This window comes from Massilia polaris, from assembly GCF_012927275.1.
GTDB classification, from domain to species: domain Bacteria; phylum Pseudomonadota; class Gammaproteobacteria; order Burkholderiales; family Burkholderiaceae_D; genus Telluria_A; species Telluria_A polaris.
The window spans coordinates 292790-310827 of sequence record NZ_JABBGG010000005.1 but is presented as its reverse complement, the minus strand read 5'-3'; the positions used below and the strand labels follow the sequence as shown (position 1 = coordinate 310827).

Annotated in this window: 21 protein-coding genes; 10 read left to right on the top strand and 11 right to left on the bottom strand. The window is 62.7% G+C overall.

Annotated features, from left to right (window positions below):
• Positions 1–15 precede the first annotated feature (15 nt).
• On the bottom strand, positions 16–1044 hold the full coding sequence (locus tag HHL21_RS11170; RefSeq protein WP_229496315.1) for a phospholipase A: 1029 nt from the start codon (positions 1042–1044) through the stop codon (positions 16–18).
• A gap of 133 nt (positions 1045–1177) precedes the next feature.
• Between HHL21_RS11170 and HHL21_RS11165 the strand changes: the two genes are divergently transcribed.
• Positions 1178–1672 carry a hypothetical protein gene (locus HHL21_RS11165; RefSeq protein ID WP_169465722.1) on the top strand — a complete coding sequence of 165 codons (495 nt, stop codon included), beginning with the start codon at positions 1178–1180 and terminating at the stop codon, positions 1670–1672.
• A gap of 54 nt (positions 1673–1726) precedes the next feature.
• Here HHL21_RS11165 and HHL21_RS11160 read toward each other — a convergent pair whose 3' ends face one another.
• The 3 genes from HHL21_RS11160 to HHL21_RS11150 all read right to left on the bottom strand — a co-directional run bounded on the left by HHL21_RS11160 (position 1727) and on the right by HHL21_RS11150 (position 3903).
• Positions 1727–2314: a hypothetical protein gene (locus HHL21_RS11160; RefSeq protein ID WP_169465720.1), complete on the bottom strand. Its 588-nt coding sequence runs from the start codon at positions 2312–2314 to the stop codon at positions 1727–1729.
• 3 nt (positions 2315–2317) lie between these two features.
• Positions 2318–2701 carry a hypothetical protein gene (locus HHL21_RS11155; RefSeq protein WP_169465717.1) on the bottom strand — a complete coding sequence of 128 codons (384 nt, stop codon included), beginning with the start codon at positions 2699–2701 and terminating at the stop codon, positions 2318–2320.
• Between the two features lie 110 nt (positions 2702–2811).
• Positions 2812–3903: a TRAP transporter substrate-binding protein gene (locus HHL21_RS11150; protein ID WP_169465715.1), complete on the bottom strand. Its 1092-nt coding sequence runs from the start codon at positions 3901–3903 to the stop codon at positions 2812–2814.
• A gap of 136 nt (positions 3904–4039) precedes the next feature.
• On the opposite strand from HHL21_RS11150, the gene HHL21_RS11145 reads away from it, so the two are divergent.
• The 3 genes from HHL21_RS11145 (at position 4040) to HHL21_RS22155 (ending at position 6178) form a co-directional block, all read left to right on the top strand.
• On the top strand, positions 4040–5170 hold the full coding sequence (locus tag HHL21_RS11145; RefSeq protein WP_169465713.1) for a M14 family metallopeptidase: 1131 nt from the start codon (positions 4040–4042) through the stop codon (positions 5168–5170).
• 159 nt (positions 5171–5329) lie between these two features.
• Entirely contained in the window at positions 5330–5722 is a 393-nt protein-coding gene (locus HHL21_RS11140; protein WP_169465710.1) for a BPSL0067 family protein, read from the top strand.
• A 12-nt stretch (positions 5723–5734) separates the two neighbouring features.
• Complete coding sequence (locus HHL21_RS22155) at positions 5735–6178, top strand: STY0301 family protein (protein WP_370659706.1); 444 nt, start codon at positions 5735–5737, stop codon at positions 6176–6178.
• Between the two features lie 61 nt (positions 6179–6239).
• Here the strand turns inward: HHL21_RS22155 and HHL21_RS11135 are convergent, their stop codons facing one another.
• Together HHL21_RS11135 and pmbA are read right to left on the bottom strand one after the other, a co-directional pair.
• Positions 6240–7328, bottom strand: a complete 1089-nt coding sequence (locus tag HHL21_RS11135; protein ID WP_169465708.1) for a TRAP transporter substrate-binding protein — start codon at positions 7326–7328, stop codon at positions 6240–6242.
• 105 nt (positions 7329–7433) lie between these two features.
• Complete coding sequence (pmbA, locus tag HHL21_RS11130; protein WP_169465706.1) at positions 7434–8786, bottom strand: metalloprotease PmbA; 1353 nt, start codon at positions 8784–8786, stop codon at positions 7434–7436.
• A 96-nt stretch (positions 8787–8882) separates the two neighbouring features.
• On the opposite strand from pmbA, the gene yjgA reads away from it, so the two are divergent.
• The 5 genes from yjgA to HHL21_RS11105 are packed head-to-tail and all read left to right on the top strand — an operon-like array spanning position 8883 to position 11279.
• Entirely contained in the window at positions 8883–9491 is a 609-nt protein-coding gene (gene yjgA / locus HHL21_RS11125) for a ribosome biogenesis factor YjgA (RefSeq protein ID WP_169465704.1), read from the top strand.
• Positions 9469–10110 carry a molybdopterin adenylyltransferase gene (mog, locus tag HHL21_RS11120; RefSeq protein WP_169465702.1) on the top strand — a complete coding sequence of 214 codons (642 nt, stop codon included), beginning with the start codon at positions 9469–9471 and terminating at the stop codon, positions 10108–10110. Before yjgA ends, mog begins: the two co-directional genes overlap by 23 nt.
• Positions 10107–10775: an alpha/beta hydrolase gene (locus HHL21_RS11115; RefSeq protein WP_169465700.1), complete on the top strand. Its 669-nt coding sequence runs from the start codon at positions 10107–10109 to the stop codon at positions 10773–10775. Before mog ends, HHL21_RS11115 begins: the two co-directional genes overlap by 4 nt.
• 17 nt (positions 10776–10792) lie before the next feature.
• Positions 10793–11059, top strand: coding sequence for a hypothetical protein (locus tag HHL21_RS11110; RefSeq protein WP_169465697.1), 267 nt, complete (start codon positions 10793–10795; stop codon positions 11057–11059).
• A 16-nt stretch (positions 11060–11075) separates the two neighbouring features.
• Complete coding sequence (locus tag HHL21_RS11105) at positions 11076–11279, top strand: hypothetical protein (protein ID WP_169465695.1); 204 nt, start codon at positions 11076–11078, stop codon at positions 11277–11279.
• Here HHL21_RS11105 and HHL21_RS11100 read toward each other — a convergent pair.
• Positions 11276–12949: a methyl-accepting chemotaxis protein gene (locus HHL21_RS11100; protein ID WP_169465693.1), complete on the bottom strand. Its 1674-nt coding sequence runs from the start codon at positions 12947–12949 to the stop codon at positions 11276–11278. The genes HHL21_RS11105 and HHL21_RS11100 overlap by 4 nt on opposite strands.
• A gap of 158 nt (positions 12950–13107) precedes the next feature.
• Complete coding sequence (locus HHL21_RS11095) at positions 13108–13668, bottom strand: carboxymuconolactone decarboxylase family protein (RefSeq protein WP_169465691.1); 561 nt, start codon at positions 13666–13668, stop codon at positions 13108–13110.
• Positions 13669–13790: 122 nt separating this feature from the next.
• On the opposite strand from HHL21_RS11095, the gene HHL21_RS11090 reads away from it, so the two are divergent.
• Positions 13791–15119, top strand: a complete 1329-nt coding sequence (locus HHL21_RS11090; protein WP_169465689.1) for an aspartate aminotransferase family protein — start codon at positions 13791–13793, stop codon at positions 15117–15119.
• Positions 15120–15167: 48 nt separating this feature from the next.
• On the opposite strand, the gene HHL21_RS11085 is transcribed toward HHL21_RS11090, so the two are convergent.
• From HHL21_RS11085 to HHL21_RS11075, 3 genes are read right to left on the bottom strand one after another with little or no spacing between them, the layout of a single operon-like run.
• Positions 15168–16019 (bottom strand): fumarylacetoacetate hydrolase family protein, encoded by an 852-nt coding sequence (locus HHL21_RS11085; RefSeq protein ID WP_169465687.1) that lies wholly within the window; start codon positions 16017–16019, stop codon positions 15168–15170.
• A gap of 10 nt (positions 16020–16029) precedes the next feature.
• Positions 16030–17118, bottom strand: a complete 1089-nt coding sequence (locus tag HHL21_RS11080; RefSeq protein ID WP_169465685.1) for an AI-2E family transporter — start codon at positions 17116–17118, stop codon at positions 16030–16032.
• Positions 17119–17125: 7 nt separating this feature from the next.
• Positions 17126–18019, bottom strand: coding sequence for a c-type cytochrome (locus HHL21_RS11075; protein ID WP_229496313.1), 894 nt, complete (start codon positions 18017–18019; stop codon positions 17126–17128).
• Positions 18020–18038: the final 19 nt, after the last annotated feature.

Sequence of the window (18038 nt, the reverse complement as noted above, 5' to 3'; positions counted from 1 at the left end):
CGCAGCAACAGTCGGTCAGGGTGACACTTTGAAGCCGATTCCGATCGAGCGCTGGAAGTAGTTATAGTCGATCAGGCTCTGGCCGTATCCCGAAAACAGCTGCACATAAGCACCCACCTTGCCCGCGATCGGGTAGGTGTAGCCGATCTGCACGCCGCTCTTGCTGGTCGACGTGTTGTAGCGCACATTCGCGGTCAGTTCCTGGCCGTTGTCCCACTGGTAGGCGGCCATCAGGTCGCCCCGTCCCATGAAATCGACGATGTCCGGGTTGTTGTCGTCGTCGGCCGCTTCGTTGACGCGCTTCCAGACCCGCCCTACCAGCGAGAAGTTCCCACTGTCGACGCCCAGCTGCGCATAGGTGCGGTTCCAGCTGCGCGACAGCGAACCTGCCTGGCCGTTCGACTGGTGCACGAAACCGAGCCCGGCGAAGCGCGCATTCACGCCGAACAGCGAGCCCTTCAGCGGAACCACCGCCATCACTTCCGGCTCATAGTTCGTCTCGCGGAAAGGGCTCGACGCAGCGTGGTTGGCCGCCTGCCAGAAACTCTTCTGCGTGTAGCCGAACCACAGATCGAGCGGCTTGTTGAACGCCTGTTCGATCATCTTGATCTTGAAGCTCAGCTGATACGCCAGCTCGGCGTGCGACAGGCCCTCCTCCTGCTTCAGCAAGGAACGGAACGGCAGGTAAGGATCGCCGTTCGGAGCGTGGCTGTAGGTGGCGATCAGGTAACTCGCGTGGTGCGGACGGAAGCGCAGCGCCCGGTTGTCGAGGTCGCCCAGTTCCCAATGGTCCGCCAGCCGCGACGGGGCCGTCGCCGTTGCCTGCGCGTCCGCGATGTCTTCAGCATCGGCGTCCGACAACGCGACGGGCGTCGGCTGCGCAACGCTGGCTGCGGCCAACTGGTCGAAGCAGGCCAGGCGCGCGTTGTTGTCGCTCACCTTCATGCAATCGGCGAGCGATGCCGGGGCGGCGTACAGGATCGGCGAGACGGCGGACAGGACCAGAAAACTGGCGACGGGCTTGAGGAACGGAGCTGTGTGCATAAGAAATAAACGGCTGATCAATCGCCGAATATTACGTGACACGGGAATTTCTTGCCGCCTGTTCAGCCGTGCGCGGCGAGTGATGTAGAAATTATATTATTGAGTTAATTTTACTTAATTCGGAGAAGTTCCCATGACACCACCCATCCTGCGCCTCGCCACGAGCGCCGCCATCTTGATTGCATCGGCCAGTGCCTATGCGACCCCGGCAACGACCAAGGCGTTTGAAATTTCGGGTGTCCTCATGGAGCAGGCTGGACCGGCCGCACGTTGCCCATCGCAATTTGGCGGCACGATCACCGGCCACGGCAACAGCGCCCAAATCGGCCGCGTGGCCTTCGTCGCGACCGACTGCATTACCCCTGCGGGCCCGCTGTTCAATTTCAGCCAGGGCCGTTTCATCATCATGACGACCTCGGGCGACCAGATTTTTGCTGAATACAACGGCCAGTTCGTTCCGACCGGCGTTGGCGCAAAATACATCTTCAGCGGCGCGACCTTCCAGATCACCGGCGGCAGCGGCAAGTATCATAAGGCTAGCGGCGGCGGCGCGCTGACCGGCGGCCAGGACATGATGACGGGAATGGGCGACGTCAAGCTGTCGGGCCAGATCCATCACAAGGATTAAATAAGGAACTGGCGCTCGACTTCCGCTGGCATTGGGTCGAGCGACCGACACTCATCATTTTGAGTCCAGACGCGTGGCGAGCTCGCGCAATCGGTCGGAAATCCGCGTCAAGTCGGCCGCGTCAATTTGTGCTCGCACGTGCACCAGGACATCTCTCGTGCGGAGGGCCTCCTCGACCATCGCCATGTCGTCTGCGCCCATCGCGTTCACAGACACTAGCGTCCGGATGATCTCGCGAACAGACCAAGGATAGACCTCGATCGCCATGGATTTGAGCTTGCTTTGTCCGAGGATTTCAAACCGCGTCCATTGAGCAAGAAATTCGGATGCGATGGCCAGGTAGCGGCGCCGCTCCTGCCGAACAACGTTGGATTGTTTCTTAAAATAGAGGAATAGCGCCGCGATCGTTGCCAGCTCGAAGCCCATCCATGCAAGCGCCAGAATAAATCTGTCCGCGCCCCATAAATCAACCTCCGTCTGTCGAAAGACGTAGTAAGCCAGTGCATTTAGCCCGGTGAGCACCCCGACGGCCGCGGTCACTTCGACTGCCTGCTGGAAGGTCCTCGACGCCCGCTGCCTGGCCTCCACCTCCCAAAGATCGCCGTTGAACTCCCGCATGTCCTGTTGTCTATCGATGTTCATGCCTCACTCCAGCATCGTAGAAAGGATGACCAAAAAAATAGCCATAGCCGCCACGACCAGGAACATCACCATATAGAGTTCATCCTGCAACCGCGTGGCGTTGTAGGTAAAGCCTACCACCATTGACAGCACCGCCGCGCCGATTCGCACCAGCTTGACTCCCAACTTTTGTCTTGGCCGGGCTAGGTGACGGCGAATCACCATGGCAGCATCTACAACCATGCCGCTGGTAATTTGTCGGGTGCTGCCCGCCGAGTTGTTCGACGCCTCAATCCGGATAGACTCCTTCAAAAGGTCGTCGGCAAACACGAGCGTGGCCTTGGTCAACTCACGTTTTGCCAGGTCATTGAAACCGGCAAGAGCGCTGTCCTTGATTTCGATCTGCATCGACCTTCCCCCAGAAGCGGAATCGCAACCGCTCCTGCGTTGGTCGGCCGGGGCGAGATTTCCAGCAGGCGGAAAGCCTGCTGGAATCTACCTTAGACAGCACGGATGACTTATTTGATCCGTCCGGCCGCGATCAGGAAGTTCTGCATGCTCGCTTCGGACACCGACGCCCACATGTTCTGGTCCTGGCGGAAGCGCTTCCACGGCGTGTAGATCTTGCGGAATTTGGCGTTCTTCGCCGCTTCCTCTTCCATCACCTCGTTCGAGATTTTGTACGCAGCCTCGAGGATCGGACGCGAGAAGAAGTGCATCTTGGCGCCGTTCTTGATCAGGCGCGCCAGTGCCGCCGGGTTCTTGGCGTCGTAGTCGGCCTGCATGCTGACGTGGCACTCGTAGCTCGCCGCCTCAATCGCCGCCTGGTACTGCTTCGGCAGCTTCTCCCACTCCTTGATGTTGATGTAGAAGGACAGCTGCGGCCCGGCTTCCCACCAGCCCGGTGCGTAGTAGTGCGGCGCCACGCGCGCCAGCCCCAGCTTTTCATCGTCGTACGGGCCGACCCATTCAGCAGCGTCGATCGTGCCCTTCTCCAGCGCCGTATAGATGTCGCCCGCAGGAATCTGCTGCGGCACCGCGCCCATGCGCTCCATCACCCGTCCGGCGAAACCGGCGATGCGGATCTTCAGGCCCTTGACGTCGGCCAGGGTCTTGATCTCCTTGCGGTACCAGCCGCCCATTTGCGTGCCGGTATTACCAGCCATGAAATTGATGATGCCGTAGTCTTTGAAGAAGTCGCGCATCAATTCGCGCCCGCCGCCCTGGTCGAACCACGCCGTCTGCTGGCGCGAGGTCAGGCCGAACGGCACCGCGCAGTCGAACGCGAAGGTCGGGTCCTTGCCGTAGTAATAGTAGGAAGGCGTATGACCCATCTCCACGGTGCCGGCCTGGACCGCATCCATCACCTGCAGGCCCGGCACGATTTCACCGGCGGCAAACTGGCGGATCGTGAACTTGCCGCCAGTGAGCTGCGACACCCGCTTGGTGAACGCGTCGGCCGGGCCGTAGATCGCATCCAGCGTTTTCGGGAAGCTCGAGGCCAGGCGCCAGGTGATCGCCGGCTGGGTTGCCTGTGCCAGCGCGGGAGCTGCAACAGCGCCAGCGGCGGCGCCGACTGCTGTGTTCTTCAGGAAGGACCGACGTTGCATGATGGGGTGTCTCCAGATGGTTTTAGAAGTTTGCCTGAACGTCAATTGTAGCCGCAGCGTGCGCGATTCCGCCGACCTGCTGCAAGGAATTTAGTATCATCGACCTCTTTACCCGATTTTCTTCACAGGACTTACCATGTCTATCAAGATCAGCAGCCAGTTCGACGCTGGCGCCATCGACATCGTCAGCGCCACCAGCGCCAACGCCATCGACCTGAACATCCGCCAGGATTCGCACGCGGACATCACCCAGTGGTTCTACTTCCGCCTCCAAGGCGCGCAGGGCGAGCCGTGCACGATCCGCTTCCTGAACGCGGGCCAGGCCGCCTACCCGGCCGGCTGGGAAGGCTACGATGCGATGGCCAGCTACGACCGCGTGAACTGGTTCCGCGTGCCGACCGAGTTCGACGGCCAGGTCATGACGATCACCCACACGCCGGGCATGGACAGCGTCTACTACGCCTACTTCGAGCCGTATTCGTGGGAGCGCCACCTCGAGCTGCTGGACCGCGCGCAGATGTCCGAACACGTCCGCCTGGTCGACCTGGGCAACACCGTCGACGGCCGCGACCTGAACATGCTGGTCATCGGCGATCCTGAAGCGAAGAAGAAAGTCTGGGTCATCGCGCGCCAGCACCCGGGCGAGACGATGGCCGAGTGGTTCGTCGAAGGCATGCTGGACGCCCTCCTCGATCCGGCCGACGCCTTCGGCCGCCAGGTCCTGAAGGAATGCGTGATGTACGTCGTGCCGAACATGAACCCGGACGGCTCGTTCCGCGGCAACCTGCGCACCAATGCGGCAGGCGCGAACCTGAACCGCGAGTGGAACACGCCGACGATGGAGCGCAGCCCTGAGGTGTTCCTGGTCAAGAACAAGATGAAGGAAACCGGCTGCGACCTGTTCCTCGACGTGCACGGCGACGAAGGTTTGCCGTACGTGTTCGTGGCCGGCAGCGGCGCATTGCCGACCTTTACCGCCGAACAGGCGGCTGCCGAGAAGAAGTTCTCGGACGACTTCAAGATCGCCAGCCCGGACTTCCAGGACGAGCACGGCTACGGCGAATCGCCGTACACCGAAGAGACCATCACCATGGGCTCGCCGCACATCACCCACGCGTTTGGTTGCCTGTCGCTGACGCTGGAACTGCCGTTCAAGGACAACGCCAACGATCCGGATGCACAGACCGGCTGGGACGGCGCCCGCAGCGCGCGCCTTGGCGCGGCTGTGCTGCAGCCAATACTGCAGTCACTGCGCGCGGCGAAGTAATTTTCGTCCACGCCTGACAACGTCCTGGCGTGCCGGGGCGTTGTCACGTTGAATGCTGATTCGTTGCATCGCGAAAAGCAAGGTTTTGCGTTCAAGCAATGCTTAGTCATCAAGCTCGGGCATATTCAAGCGGTCTTCACTACTGCTCGGAGGTGTCCAATGCCCTACATTTACCCGCATGCCCGATTGCTGAACGGCAAGGAAAAGGTCGGTGACAAACAATGCGTTGCGCTCGTGCGCCACTTCACGAAAGCACCGCCCTCGAGCACTTGGAGGGCGGGCGAAACAGTTATCGGCAATACGTCGATTGTCAGCGGGACTGGAATCGCAACCTTCGAGGATGGGAGATATCCAAATAAAAAGACCGGCAATCACACGGCGCTTTACCTTTACCAAGTCTCCGACGGAATTTACGTGGTTGACCAATGGCCAGGCGACACCGTTCAGAAGCCAAACATTTCTCAGCGATATATTCCCGGGCTCGGCAAGGACGAAAGCGGGAAATTCATCAACCCTAGCAACAATGCAGACGCGTTCAGCGTTATCAAATAGGGCGCCCTCAATATGCGAACGATCTGTACAAGGCTAGTCCATTCGCTAGCGTCGTTGGCGTTTTCGCCACTTGCTGCTGTCGCAGCGGACAATGTAACGTGTCCCTCTGAAATTCAGCAATCGTCATTAAAGCTGGTGGACGTTCCGGGCCAATGGACTCCACACGTCGCGCGACCAATTTTCCTTCACGGTGCGGGGGCCGCGGCTGGGCCGCCCGATAGCCACGGCCAGTTAAAACCGGAAAACTCAACGTACGCCGAAGGCAAAACGTCGTGGAAGGTCACCTATAACCTGGAAGGCGATTTCCCGCGAGGGAAATGGCTTGAATGCAGTTACGGGACATTAAACCAGCTCATCCTGTCGAAGCGGCTACCTAATACAACGTCAACATGCAAGGTCAGCTACCGCAAGGGTGAACACGCGGGGCAAAACAACGTCGACATCGCATGCCGGTAACTGCGAACGTGAAAAAAATGCCGCCAGGCAAGCATGGCGGCATTTCTACTTGTAGAGCAGTTTACTTAGCGCGGCCCGCGCGGATCAGGAAGTCCTGCATGCTGGCCTCGGACACCGACGCCCACATGTTCTGGTCACGCTGGAAGCGCTTCCATGGTTCGTAGATCTTCTTGAACTTGGCGTTCTTCGCAGCTTCTTCGTTCATCACCGCCTGCGCATTCTTGTAGCAGGCATCCATGATGTCGCGCGAGAAGGTGCGCAGCTTGACGCCGTTCTTCAGCAGGCGCGCCAGCGCTGCCGGGTTCTTGGTGTCGTACTCGGCCTGCATGACGACGTGCGCTTCGTAAGTCGCCACTTCCAGCGCAGCCTGGTATTCCTTCGGCAGCTTTTCCCATTCCTTGACGCCGACGTAGAACGAGAAGTTCGCGCCCGATTCCCACCAGCCCGGTGCGTAGTAGAACGGTGCGACCTTGAAGAAGCCCAGCTTCTCGTCGTCGTACGGTCCAACCCACTCAGCCGCGTCGATCGTGCCCTTTTCCAGCGCCGGGTAGATGTCGCCGCCAGCCAGCTGCTGCGGCACCACGCCCAGGCGGGTCAGCACCTGGCCGGCGAAGCCTGCCACGCGCATCTTCATGCCCTTCAGGTCGGCAACCGACTTGATTTCCTTGCGGTACCATCCGCCCATCTGGGTGCCGGAGTTACCGCCCAGGAAGTTGACGATGCCGTAGCCGCGGAAGAATTCGCGGGTCAGTTCGCGGCCGCCGCCCTGGTCGAACCAGGCCGTGTGCTGGCGCGAGGTCAGGCCGAACGGCACTGCGCAGTCGAACGCGAAGGTAGGGTCCTTGCCGAAGTAGTAGTACGACGCGCTGTGGCCCATTTCGACCGTGCCGGCCTGGACCGCGTCCATGACCTGCAGGCCCGGCACGATTTCGCCAGCGGCGAAGGTGCGGATGTTGAATTTGCCTCCGGTCAGCTGCGATACGCGCTTGGACAGCGTGTCCGATGCAGCGAAGATGGTGTCGAGGGACTTTGGGAAACTGCTGGCGAGGCGCCAGTTAATGGTCGGCAGCGATTGCGCCAGTGCCGGTGCAGCAACTGCGGCAGCCGAAGCGCCAACCGCAGCCTTCTTGATAAAGGAACGACGTTCCATATTTTTGTCTCCTGAGTTTTTGTGTAACCGGCAATACACCAGCTGAGACTTAGTGTATTGCCGACTGCTCAAGCTTGCAACGAAAATATGAGCCGAACTCAGCAGTTAGCTGCCGGCGATGACCATCTTCTCGATCAGGATCGACCCGGTCGACTTGTTACCGCGCGTAAGTACGTCATTGCCGATGGCGACGATGGCCTGGAACATGTCCTTCATGTTGCCGGCAATGGTGATCTCCTCGACCGGATACTGGATCACGCCGTTCTCGACCCAGTAGCCCGACGCGCCGCGCGAATAGTCGCCGGTGACGTAGTTGGTCCCCTGCCCCATCAGTTCGGTGACCAGCAGGCCGCGGTCCATCTTGCGCAGCATGCCGGCGAAGTCGTCGGCCTTTTTCGTATGCGACGAGGTCAGCGACAGGTTGTGCGAACCGCCCGCATTGCCAGTGGTCTTCATGCCCAGCTTGCGCGCCGAGTACGAGGACAGGAAATACCCCTTCAGCACGCCGTTTTCGACGACATTGCGGCGCACCGTGCGCACGCCTTCTTCATCGAACGGCGCCGAGCCGACGCCGCCGATCACGTGCGGGTCTTCGAGCACGTGGATATGCGACGGAAAGATCGACTGGCCGAGCGAATCGAGCAGGAAGGTCGACTTGCGGTACAGCGCCCCGCCCGACGTGGCCTGCACGAAGGAGCCGAGCAGGCCAGCGGCCAGCGGCGCTTCGAACAGCACCGGGCAGGTGCGGGTGTCGAGCTTGCGCGCGTTCAGGCGCGCCAGTGCGCGTTCGGCGGCGTAGCGGCCGACGGCTTCCGGCTTGGCCATGTTCTTGGGATCGCGCACCGAGGTGTACCAGTCGTCGCGCTGCATCTTGGCGCCCTTGCCTGCGATCGGCGCGACCGACAGCGTGTGGCGCGAGAACGGGTAGCCGCCGGAGAAGCCGCGCGAGTTGGCCGATACGAAGTGCGACTGCTGCACGTAGACGCTGGCGCCTTCGCTGTTGGTGATGCGCGGGTCGACTTCGAACGCGGCCGCTTCGGCGCGCTGGGCGATGACCACTGCTTCTTCGGCCGATATCTGCCACGGGTAGCACAGGCGCAGGTCGCGCGGGTTCTTCTCCAGCATGTCCTCGTCGGCCAGGCCGGCGCAGTCGTCGTCGGCGGTGAAGCGGGCGATGTTGTAGGCCGCTTCGACCGTGGCGCGCAGCGCGGCCGGCGAAAAGTCGGAGGTGCTGGCGTTGCCGCGCTTCTGGCCGATGTAGACCGTCACGCCCATGCCCTTGTCCTTGTTCTGCTCGATCGTCTCGATCTTGCCGCGGCGCACTGAAACGGATAAACCGCTGCCCTCGCTGATCTCGACCGACGCATCGGAGCCGCCCTGCTCCTTTGCAAAGCCGAGCACATCGCTGGCGAGCTGCTTGAGCTGGTCCTGGGTATGGATAAAGACGGAGTCGTTCATGTCGTGTTTTTCTCGGCTATCCGGTTAAACGGGTATGATAGCAGTCGTTTACTGTTTTTACCGGGAGGCCGTGCGCCTGTACCGGATTTCCCTATCATGCCAAATCCAAACCGCGGTGCCTGCGGGTTCCAGTCCAATGAGTTCGAACAAGAGTACGAACGCCCGTCGAAGTCCGAGCTGAAGCGCCAGATGAGCGAGCTGCAAAAGCTCGGCGAAGAACTGGTGGCCGAACCGCGCGACCGCGTCAAGCGCGTGCCAATGCCGGACGACGTCAAGGACGCGATCCTGATGTGCCAGACCATCACCAACCACGAAGGCCGTCGCCGCCAGATGCAGTTCGTCGGCAAAAAAATGCGCACGCTCGACGAGGAAGAACTGGCCGTCATCCGTCGCACCATCGACAGCTGGAAAGGTATGTCGAAATCCGACACCGCCTTCCTGCACGCGATGGAACGCCGCCGCGACAAGCTGCTGGCCGACGACAACGCGCTGACCGTGCTGATGGCCGAGCATCCTGAGCTCGACGTGCAGCAGCTGCGCACCTTGATCCGCAACGCCCGCAAGGAGCAGGCCGAGAACAAGCCGCCGAAGGCCTACCGCGAGATCTTCCAGATCCTCAAGGACCTGTCCAAGAAAGGCGCTGCCGCCAAACCGGATGACGACGACGAAGACTACATCACCGATGAAGACCCAGAAGACGACTGACCCGGACATGCTGGTCGTCGGGCTGGTGTCGGTGTCCGACCGCGCAAGCGGCGGCATCTATGAAGACAAAGGGATTCCCGCGCTGTCCGACTGGCTGGCGCAGGTCCTCACCACGCCTTACCGCATCGAGCCGCGCCTGATCCCCGACGAACGCGAACAGATCGAAAAGACGCTGATCGAGCTGGTCGACGGCGCACGCTGCCACATGGTGCTGACCACCGGCGGCACCGGGCCTGCCCGGCGCGACGTCACGCCCGAAGCCACGCTGGCTGTCGGCACCAAGGAGATGCCTGGCTTCGGCGAGCAAATGCGCCAGGTCAGCCTGCAGTTCGTGCCGACCGCGATCCTGTCGCGCCAGGTGGCGGTGATCCGCGAGACGCACGATCACGCGGCGCTGATCATGAACCTGCCCGGCCAGCCGAAGGCCATCAAGGAAACGCTGGAAGGCCTGAAGGACGCGGACGGCCAGCAGCTGGTCGCCGGCATCTTCGCGGCGGTGCCTTACTGCCTCGACCTGATCGGCGGCCCCTACATCGAAACCGACCCTGCGGTATGCAAGGCCTGGCGCCCGAAGACGGCGCAGCGCCCGCCCGCGGCTGCGAAAGACAACGCGCAATGAACGAACTGCTCGAGAATATCGAAATCGAAACCGCTCCCAATCCACCGGTAGCGGTGATCTGGATGCACGGCCTGGGCGCTGACGGCAACGACTTCGTCCCGCTGGTGGACGAGCTTGACCTGGCCGGACTGCCGGGCATCCGCTTCATCTTCCCGCATGCGAAGACGATGCCGGTGACGATCAATAACGGCTACGTGATGCGCGCCTGGTACGACATCGTCGGCACCGACATCGCGCGCCGTGAAGACGAAGCCGGCCTGCGTGCATCGCAGGTCGACGTCGAAGCGCTGATCGCGCGCGAAAAGTCGCGCGGCATCCCGGCCGAACGCATCATCCTGGCCGGCTTCTCGCAAGGCTGCGCGATGACCTTGCAGACCGGGCTGCGCCACGATGAAAAGCTGGCGGGCCTTCTGTGCCTGTCTGGTTATGTGCCGCTGGCCGACAAGATCTCGAACGAACGCAGTGAAGCCAGCCTGAAGATGCCGATCTTCCTGGTCCATGGCACCCATGACGGCGTAATTCCCGTCGCCAGGGCCCACCAGTCGCGCGACCTGCTCAAAGCCCTGGGCTACCAGGTCGAGTGGCACGAATACCCGATGCAGCATTCGCTGTGTCTTGAAGAAATTAACGACATCGGCGCCTGGCTTAAAAAAGTCCTGGCCTGAGCAACTGAAAGCAGCAAATGAAAAAAACCGGAATGGCAAAGAGCGACGCCAAAAAATTGATGGGCCAGATGAGCGCTCCCGGAGCCGCCGGTTTTGGCAATGCCGATACGGCAGTGGTCGACCGACGCGAGCAGCGCAAACGCGACCAGGCGCTTGGCCTGGTGCCGTTTGCAGTCAAGCTGAATGGTGACCTGGTCCAGCAGATCCAGGCGCTGGCAAAAGAGCGCGGCACCGACCTGAATGAGACGGTGGCCGAACTCCTCGCCAAGGGCCTTGCGGCCTGACCGACCGGAGGACAGCATGGCAAAGAAAAAACCTGAGGAACTCGACGAAGAGACGATGGCACTGATTAACTGGTGCATCGAGGTCGAGGGATTCCTGGTGGCCGGCGGCGCGACCGTCGATCAGGCCCAGGAGCACATCGAAGAACAGATCGAGTGGTTCACCGACCAGTTCTACGATGGGCTGACTCCCGAAGAAGCGGCGAAAGAAGCGCTGGCTTAATAGCTTTCCGACTCGTCGCGCGCAGCTCCCGCTGCCGCGAGGCGCACCGGCGCCGCCTTTTTCGCCGGCGCACGCACTGGCGCCGACACCATCCTGGCCGGCGCCTTCACCGACTGCACATCGAGCTTGAACACGCTGACCGCGTGCGTCAGGTTACCTGCTTGCTCGCGCAGCGACTGCGCCGCCGCCGCGGCTTCTTCCAGCAGCGCGGCATTTTGCTGCGTGACCGAATCCATGTCGCCGATCGCCTGGTTGATCTGTTCGATGCCGGCTTCCTGCTCGCGGCTGGCCGCGGTGATCTCGCCCATGATGTCGGTTACCCGTTCGACACTGGCGACGATCTTGTCCATCGTGGTGCCGGCCTGGTCGACCAGGCGCGAGCCGGTTTCCACCGCGTTGACCGAGTCGCCGATCAGGACCTTGATTTCCTTCGCCGCCGCGGCCGAACGCTGCGCCAGGTTGCGCACTTCGGTCGCGACGACGGCAAAGCCGCGTCCCTGCTCGCCCGCGCGCGCCGCTTCGACCGCCGCGTTCAGAGCGAGGATGTTGGTCTGGAAGGCGATGCCGTCGATGACCCCGATGATGTCGACGATCTTGCGCGCCGACTCGTTGATCGCGCCCATCGTGTCGACCACCTGCGAGACCACCTGGCCGCCTTCGACCGCCACTTCCTGCGCCGATACGGCCAGCTGGTTGGCCTGGCGCGCGTTGTCGGCGTTCTGCTTGACGGTGGAGGTCAGTTCTTCCATCGACGACGCGGTTTCTTCCAGCGCGCTGGCCTGCTGTTCGGTGCGGGCCGACAGGTCGAGGTTGCCTCGGGCGATCTCATCGGAGCCGAGCGCGATCGAGTCAGTACCGCCGCGGACATCGCCGACGATGCGGTTAAGGCTGTCGTTCATGTTCTTCAGGGCCGGCATCAGCTGGCCGGTTTGGTCGCGTCCGGAGACGTCGATGGTGCTGCTCAAATCGCCGGAGGCGACCGTCTCGGCTACTTTGACAGCGGCACGGATCGGGCGGGTGATCGAACGGGTAATGAACCATGCGACCGCCACGCCGGCCAGCACCGCAATCAGGGCGATCAGCAGCACCTGGTTGCGCGCGCTGGCGTAGGCCGTCTTGGCGTCCGCCGCCGCCTGGCCTGCCTGGTCTTTTTCGAGTTGCACGATCTCGTCGATGACAGCGATTGCCGCCGCTGTACCTGGGGCCGAATGCATCGTCATGCTCTGGGCAGCTTCGACGCGCGAACCGGCCACGCTCAGTTCGACTGTCTTGTCGACCTTCGGCGTGGCGAACGCGATTGCGGCGTCAAGCCTGGCCAGCAAAGTCTTTTCCTGTTCATTCAGGTTAGTGGCCAGGAATATCTTCTTCGCCTTGCCGTAGCGGGCGCGTGCCGCGGCCAGTGCGTCGACCTGCTTCTGCAGTTCGGCCGGATTTTCCTGCACCACCATGTTCGAGACGGCCAGCGAAATATCGCGGAAGTTGTCGGCGACATTACTTATTGAGAAAATCTTGACGTTGTTGTCATCGACGATTTGCGTCAGGCGCGTTTCGATGCGCGCCATCGACGCGAGGCCGACACCGGCCACGGCGGCCAGCAGCGCCAGCAGCGCCAGCACGAGAGCGAAACCGAGGCCCAGGCGGGCGCCGATCTTGAGATTGGAGAAGGACATTGCTTGTTCCTAGGACTAATGAGGAAGCAGGGCGAAAACCGGGCGCCAGTTGGCGCCCGCTGCCTCAATTTCAAGCTGCATTGTTGCAATGCGGCAAAAGGAAGATGTTTACAACTGGTCGCGCGTGGCGGCTAAGCCTCGACAAAAAAAACAACATATTATCGTTCTGGCATGCTTGCCGCCGGCGGCTCCGGCGCGGCGGTCTGCGCTGCATTCATCACCATGGCCAGGAAGGTGTAATAGCCGTTGATGGCCATCAGGTCGACCACGCCGCGTTCGCCAAATAGCGCCAGCGCGCGGGCATAGCTGGGGTCCGACACGCGCTTGTCGCGGTTGAGCTCCAGCGAAAAATCGTGGACCGCCGCTTCCTCGTCGGTCATGCCGTCCGGCCGACGTCCGTGCGCCACCGCCTCGATGGCGGCCGCACTGATGCCCGACTGCGCCGCGATCGGCGCGTGGATCGCCCATTCCACTTGCTGGTCCCATTGGCGCGCGGTCACCAGGATGGCCAGTTCCGACAGCTTCGTGCCGATCGCGCTGCGGTAGCGCAGGTACTCGCCCATTCGCTGGGCATGGCCCATCAGTTCGGGACTGCGCAGCAGCGGCACGAACGGGCCGTACACCGCGCCGCGCGGACCGTCGATGATGGCTTGCGCCGCGGCCTGCTGGGCGGGCGTCATGTGCCACGTTGCGATGGGGCCGAGCCGGTCCTGCGCCATGAGAGACTTTCACTGTTGTGCTGAAAAAAATATTCGCATAGCTTCGGGGAAAAATCAAAAGAATCGCCCCGCTTCAAGATTATTGTCATTCATCAACCATCTTCTTTCCTTGAGGATTCCCGATGAGCCACATCGTTCACCGCAATCTCCGCCACACCCCGCCCGTTGCCGTCAGCGCCGAGGGCATGCTGGTGCGCGACAGCAGCGGCAACACCTACATCGACGCCAGCGGCGGCGCGGCCGTGTCCTCGCTGGGGCACGCCCACCCGGCCGTGCTGGAGGCGATGCACCGCCAGATCGACACCATCGCCTACGCCCACACCGCATTCTTCACCACCGACGTGGCCGAGGAACTGGCGGCGCGGCTGGTGGCCAGCGCGCCGCAAGGGTTGTCGGAGGTGTACTTCGTGTCGGGCGGATCGGAAGCGATGGAGACCGCGATGAAGCTGGCGCGCCAGTACGCTGTCGAAACCGGCGAGCCCCGGCGCAGCGTGTTCATCGCGCGGCGCCAGAGCTATCACGGCAATACGCTGGGCGCGCTGGCGGTCGGCGGCAACGAGTGGCGCCGCAAGCCGTTCGCGCCGCTGCTGATGGACGTGCCGCGCGTGGCGCCCTGCTACGAATACCGCGACCGCGCGCCAGGCCAGGCGCAGGGCGACTACACCGCGATGCTGCTGCAGGAGCTGGAAGCGAAGATCCTCGGAGCCGGGCCGGAAAACGTCATCGCGTTCTGCGCCGAGCCGGTGGTGGGCGCTACCGGCGGTGCGATTCCGCCCACGCCCGGCTACTTCCGTGGCGTGCGCGCGATCTGCGACAAGTACGGCGTGCTGTTCATCGCGGACGAAGTGATGTGCGGGATGGGCCGCACCGGCACCATGTACTCGATCGAGCAGGATGGCGTGGCGCCGGACATCGTCACCGTGGCCAAGGGACTGGGCGCGGGCTACCAGCCGATCGGCGCGGTGCTGGCGCAGGGCTGGCTGGTGGACCGGCTGCGGCGCGGCAGCGGCATCTTCCAGCATGGGCATACGTATATCGGGCATCCGGTGGCGGCGGCGGCCGCGCTGGCGGTGCAGAAAGTGATCGAGAAGGATGACTTGCTGGCGGCGGTGCGCATGCGCGGGGAGTCGATGATGGCGATGCTGCGGGATGCCTTCGGCCGGCATGAACATGTGGGCGACATCCGCGGACGCGGGCTGCTGCTGGCGCTGGAGCTGGTGCAGGACCGCGAAACCAAACAGCCGTTCGCGCCCGAGCGCAAGCTGCACGCCGCGATCAAGTCGCAGGCGATGGCGCACGGGCTGATGGTGTATCCGATGGGAGGAACGATCGATGGGCAGTACGGCGACCATGTCCTCCTTGCGCCGCCGTTTATTGCGGCCGACAAGGATCTGGCGGAGATTGTTTCGCGCCTGGTTGACTCGGTCGATGCGGCGTTGAAGCTTGCGTGACGAGGTCGGGTGGATGGCGCGCGAAGCACGCATCCACCCCAAACCGGTTTATGGCTTTGCGGACGCCACCACTTCCTGCTGCTGCTCGCCCAGGCCGGGAATCCCCAGCCTGATCGTGTCGCCACGCTTGAGGAACCGCTGCGGCTTGCGCGCCATCCCCACTCCCGGCGGCGTGCCGGTCGCGATCAGGTCACCCGGCTCCAGGGTCATGTAGCGCGACACGTAGCTGACCAACTGCGCGACGGTGAAGATCATCGTTCCGGTATTCCCGGTCTGCATGCGCTTGCCGTTCACTTCCAGGTAGAGGTCGAGGTCCTGCTCGTCGAATATCTCATCGCGCGTCACCAGCCACGGCCCCACCGGCCCGAACGTATCGCAGCCCTTGCCCTTGTCCCACTGCGGTCCGCCTTCAAACTGGTAGGCGCGCTCCGACACATCGTTCACCACGCAGTAGCCGGCCACGTACTTGAGCGCGTCGGCCTCGCTGACATACTGCGCGCGCGTGCCGATCACCACGCCGAGCTCCACTTCCCAGTCGGTTTTCTTCGAGCCCTGCGGCAGCATCACCGCATCGTCCGGCCCGGACAGGCAGCTGGTCGCCTTCATGAACACGATCGGTTCCTTCGGCGCCGGCAGGCCGGCTTCCGCCGCATGGTCGGCGTAGTTAAGGCCGATGCCGATGTACTTGCCGATGCCGCGCACCGGCACGCCGAAGCGGGGGTTCCCGCGCACCAGCGGCAGCGTCTTGTAATCGACCTTGGCGAGTTTGCGCAGCGCCTTGTCGGACAAGACCGAAGCGTCGATATCGTCGACGAGCGAGGACAGGTCGCGCAGGCGGCCTTCGTCATCGAGCATGCCAGGCTTCTCTTTGCCCGGGCGGCCGTATCGCACTAATTTCATCTGTTGTTACCTACTTTTTTTGATCGCTAAGTTCGCTGGGCGTCATCACATTATCACCCAACACGTCCTGCACATAGAGCATCGAGACCAGCACCGCCAGCACCGCCGTCAGCGGCGTCGCGAGCGCAGCGCCGGCGAGCCCGAACAGGGCGCCGAGCAGCACCTGCATGGTGATCGTCAGCGCCGGCGGCAGCGCCACCGTCCTTTTCTCGACCAGCGGCTGCAGCAGGTAGCCTTCGGCCAGCTGGATGAATATGAACAGGCCGACAGTGTACATCGCCAGCTCGGGACTGATGGTCAGTGCGATCAGCACGCCAGGGACGCCCGCCATCAGCGGTCCGAGGTAAGGAATGAAGTCGAGCAGGCCGGCGATGATGCCGAGGATCAGGGCGAGCGGGACGCCGAGCATGGTCAGGCCGATGGCGGTGGCTGCGCCCACCAGCAGCATCGAGCACATTTTCCCGAACAGCCACCTGGACAGGGTCAGGCCGATTTCGTCCAGCACCTCGCGGGCGCGGACGCGCTTGTCCTTCGGGACCAGCGTGACGATGCCGTTAATGTAGAGGAAAGGCTGGGCGGCGAAGTAGATGCCGATGAAGGTGATGATCAAGACGTTGCCGAGCGCGCCGAACACGCCCGAGAAGAACAGGCCGGCGCGCGGCAGCATGTCGCCCAGTGTGCTGCGCATCTGTGCCGCCGTCGGCATCCCGCCCAGTATGCTTTCGAGGAAGTCGTAGCGCTTCAGGGATTCCTGTAGCTGCTCGATCGACTTGGGCACCAGCGCGGCCATCTTGTCGGCCTGGTCGGAAATCGCCGGCGCCATCAGCCAGCCGCCACCGCCGATCACCGTCAGCAGGATGAACACCACGATGCCAAGGGCGACCTGGCGCGGTATCGGAACGAGCTTCACCAGCCTGCGGCTGGCGTCGTATAGCAGGATGGCGAACAGGATGCAGGCGAATATCAGCAGCAGCGCATCGGCGGCGAACCAGAGCGCGGCCAGCACCAGGATGAACACCAGGCCAAGGCCGTCCACCAGTGCGACCCGGTGCAGGAATTTTCGTTCGCTTGCCTGGCGTTGGTCGTCTTGATCGTTCATGGTTTTTTCACCGGGTTAGCAAGTAAGCGGTCATGTCGCGCGCGTCCCTTTCGGACACGCCCAGCACAGGCATCGGGGTGTGGGGGTCGACGCCATGCGGGTCGCGGATCCAGCGCACCAGGTTGTCCTGCGTGTTCGGCAGCGTGCCGGCGATGAACTTGCGCTTCGCCAGGCCATCGAGCGAACGTCCGACGAACACCCGCGGCCCGGTCACTCCGGGAACGATGTGGCAGGACTGGCAGGCATGCTGCGCCAGCGCGATGCGGCCGCGCTTCGCGTCCGGCGGCAGCGATGGCCCGGCAGCCGGCGTTGCGGGGCGCGCGGCGCTGGCGGCGGTGATGTTGCGGTAGGCAGCCGGCGTCAGCATCGGCATCTGCTGCATGAACGCGACCACGTCCCATAATTCGTCATCGGCCAGGTGGAACTCCCAGGCCGGCATGCCGCTCATCTTGATGCCGTTCCGCGTAATCCAGTAAAGCTCCCCCGGCTTCCAGCGGCGCGCGACGTCGACCAGCGGGCCTGGCACCGGCTGCATCGCCTTGCCATGGTCGGACTGGGCGAAACCAGGCGCGCCGTGGCACTGGGCGCACTTGTCGCGGTAAACCACCGCGCCGGCTGCGATGCGCGGCGCGGCCATCAGCCCTGGCGGCGCATCGATGCCGCGCGCACGACGTTCGACCGACGCGCGCATTCCCTGCTCCAGCAGGTCGTGCACGGGCTGCGTATGCTGCGCGGTCGCGCCGATGTTGTACCAGCCGGCCATGAACACCACGTAGCCGCCCGCCGCCCCCAGCGCCGCGGCCGCAAGCAGTGTCGCGGCAGCAGTTTTGAGGATAAGGCGGGTGCGGTTTGAGGGCATGTTCAGGGCGGCCGGATCTGCGTTCTGTTGAAAAAATGCCATTATTTTTTTCTTGTATTAT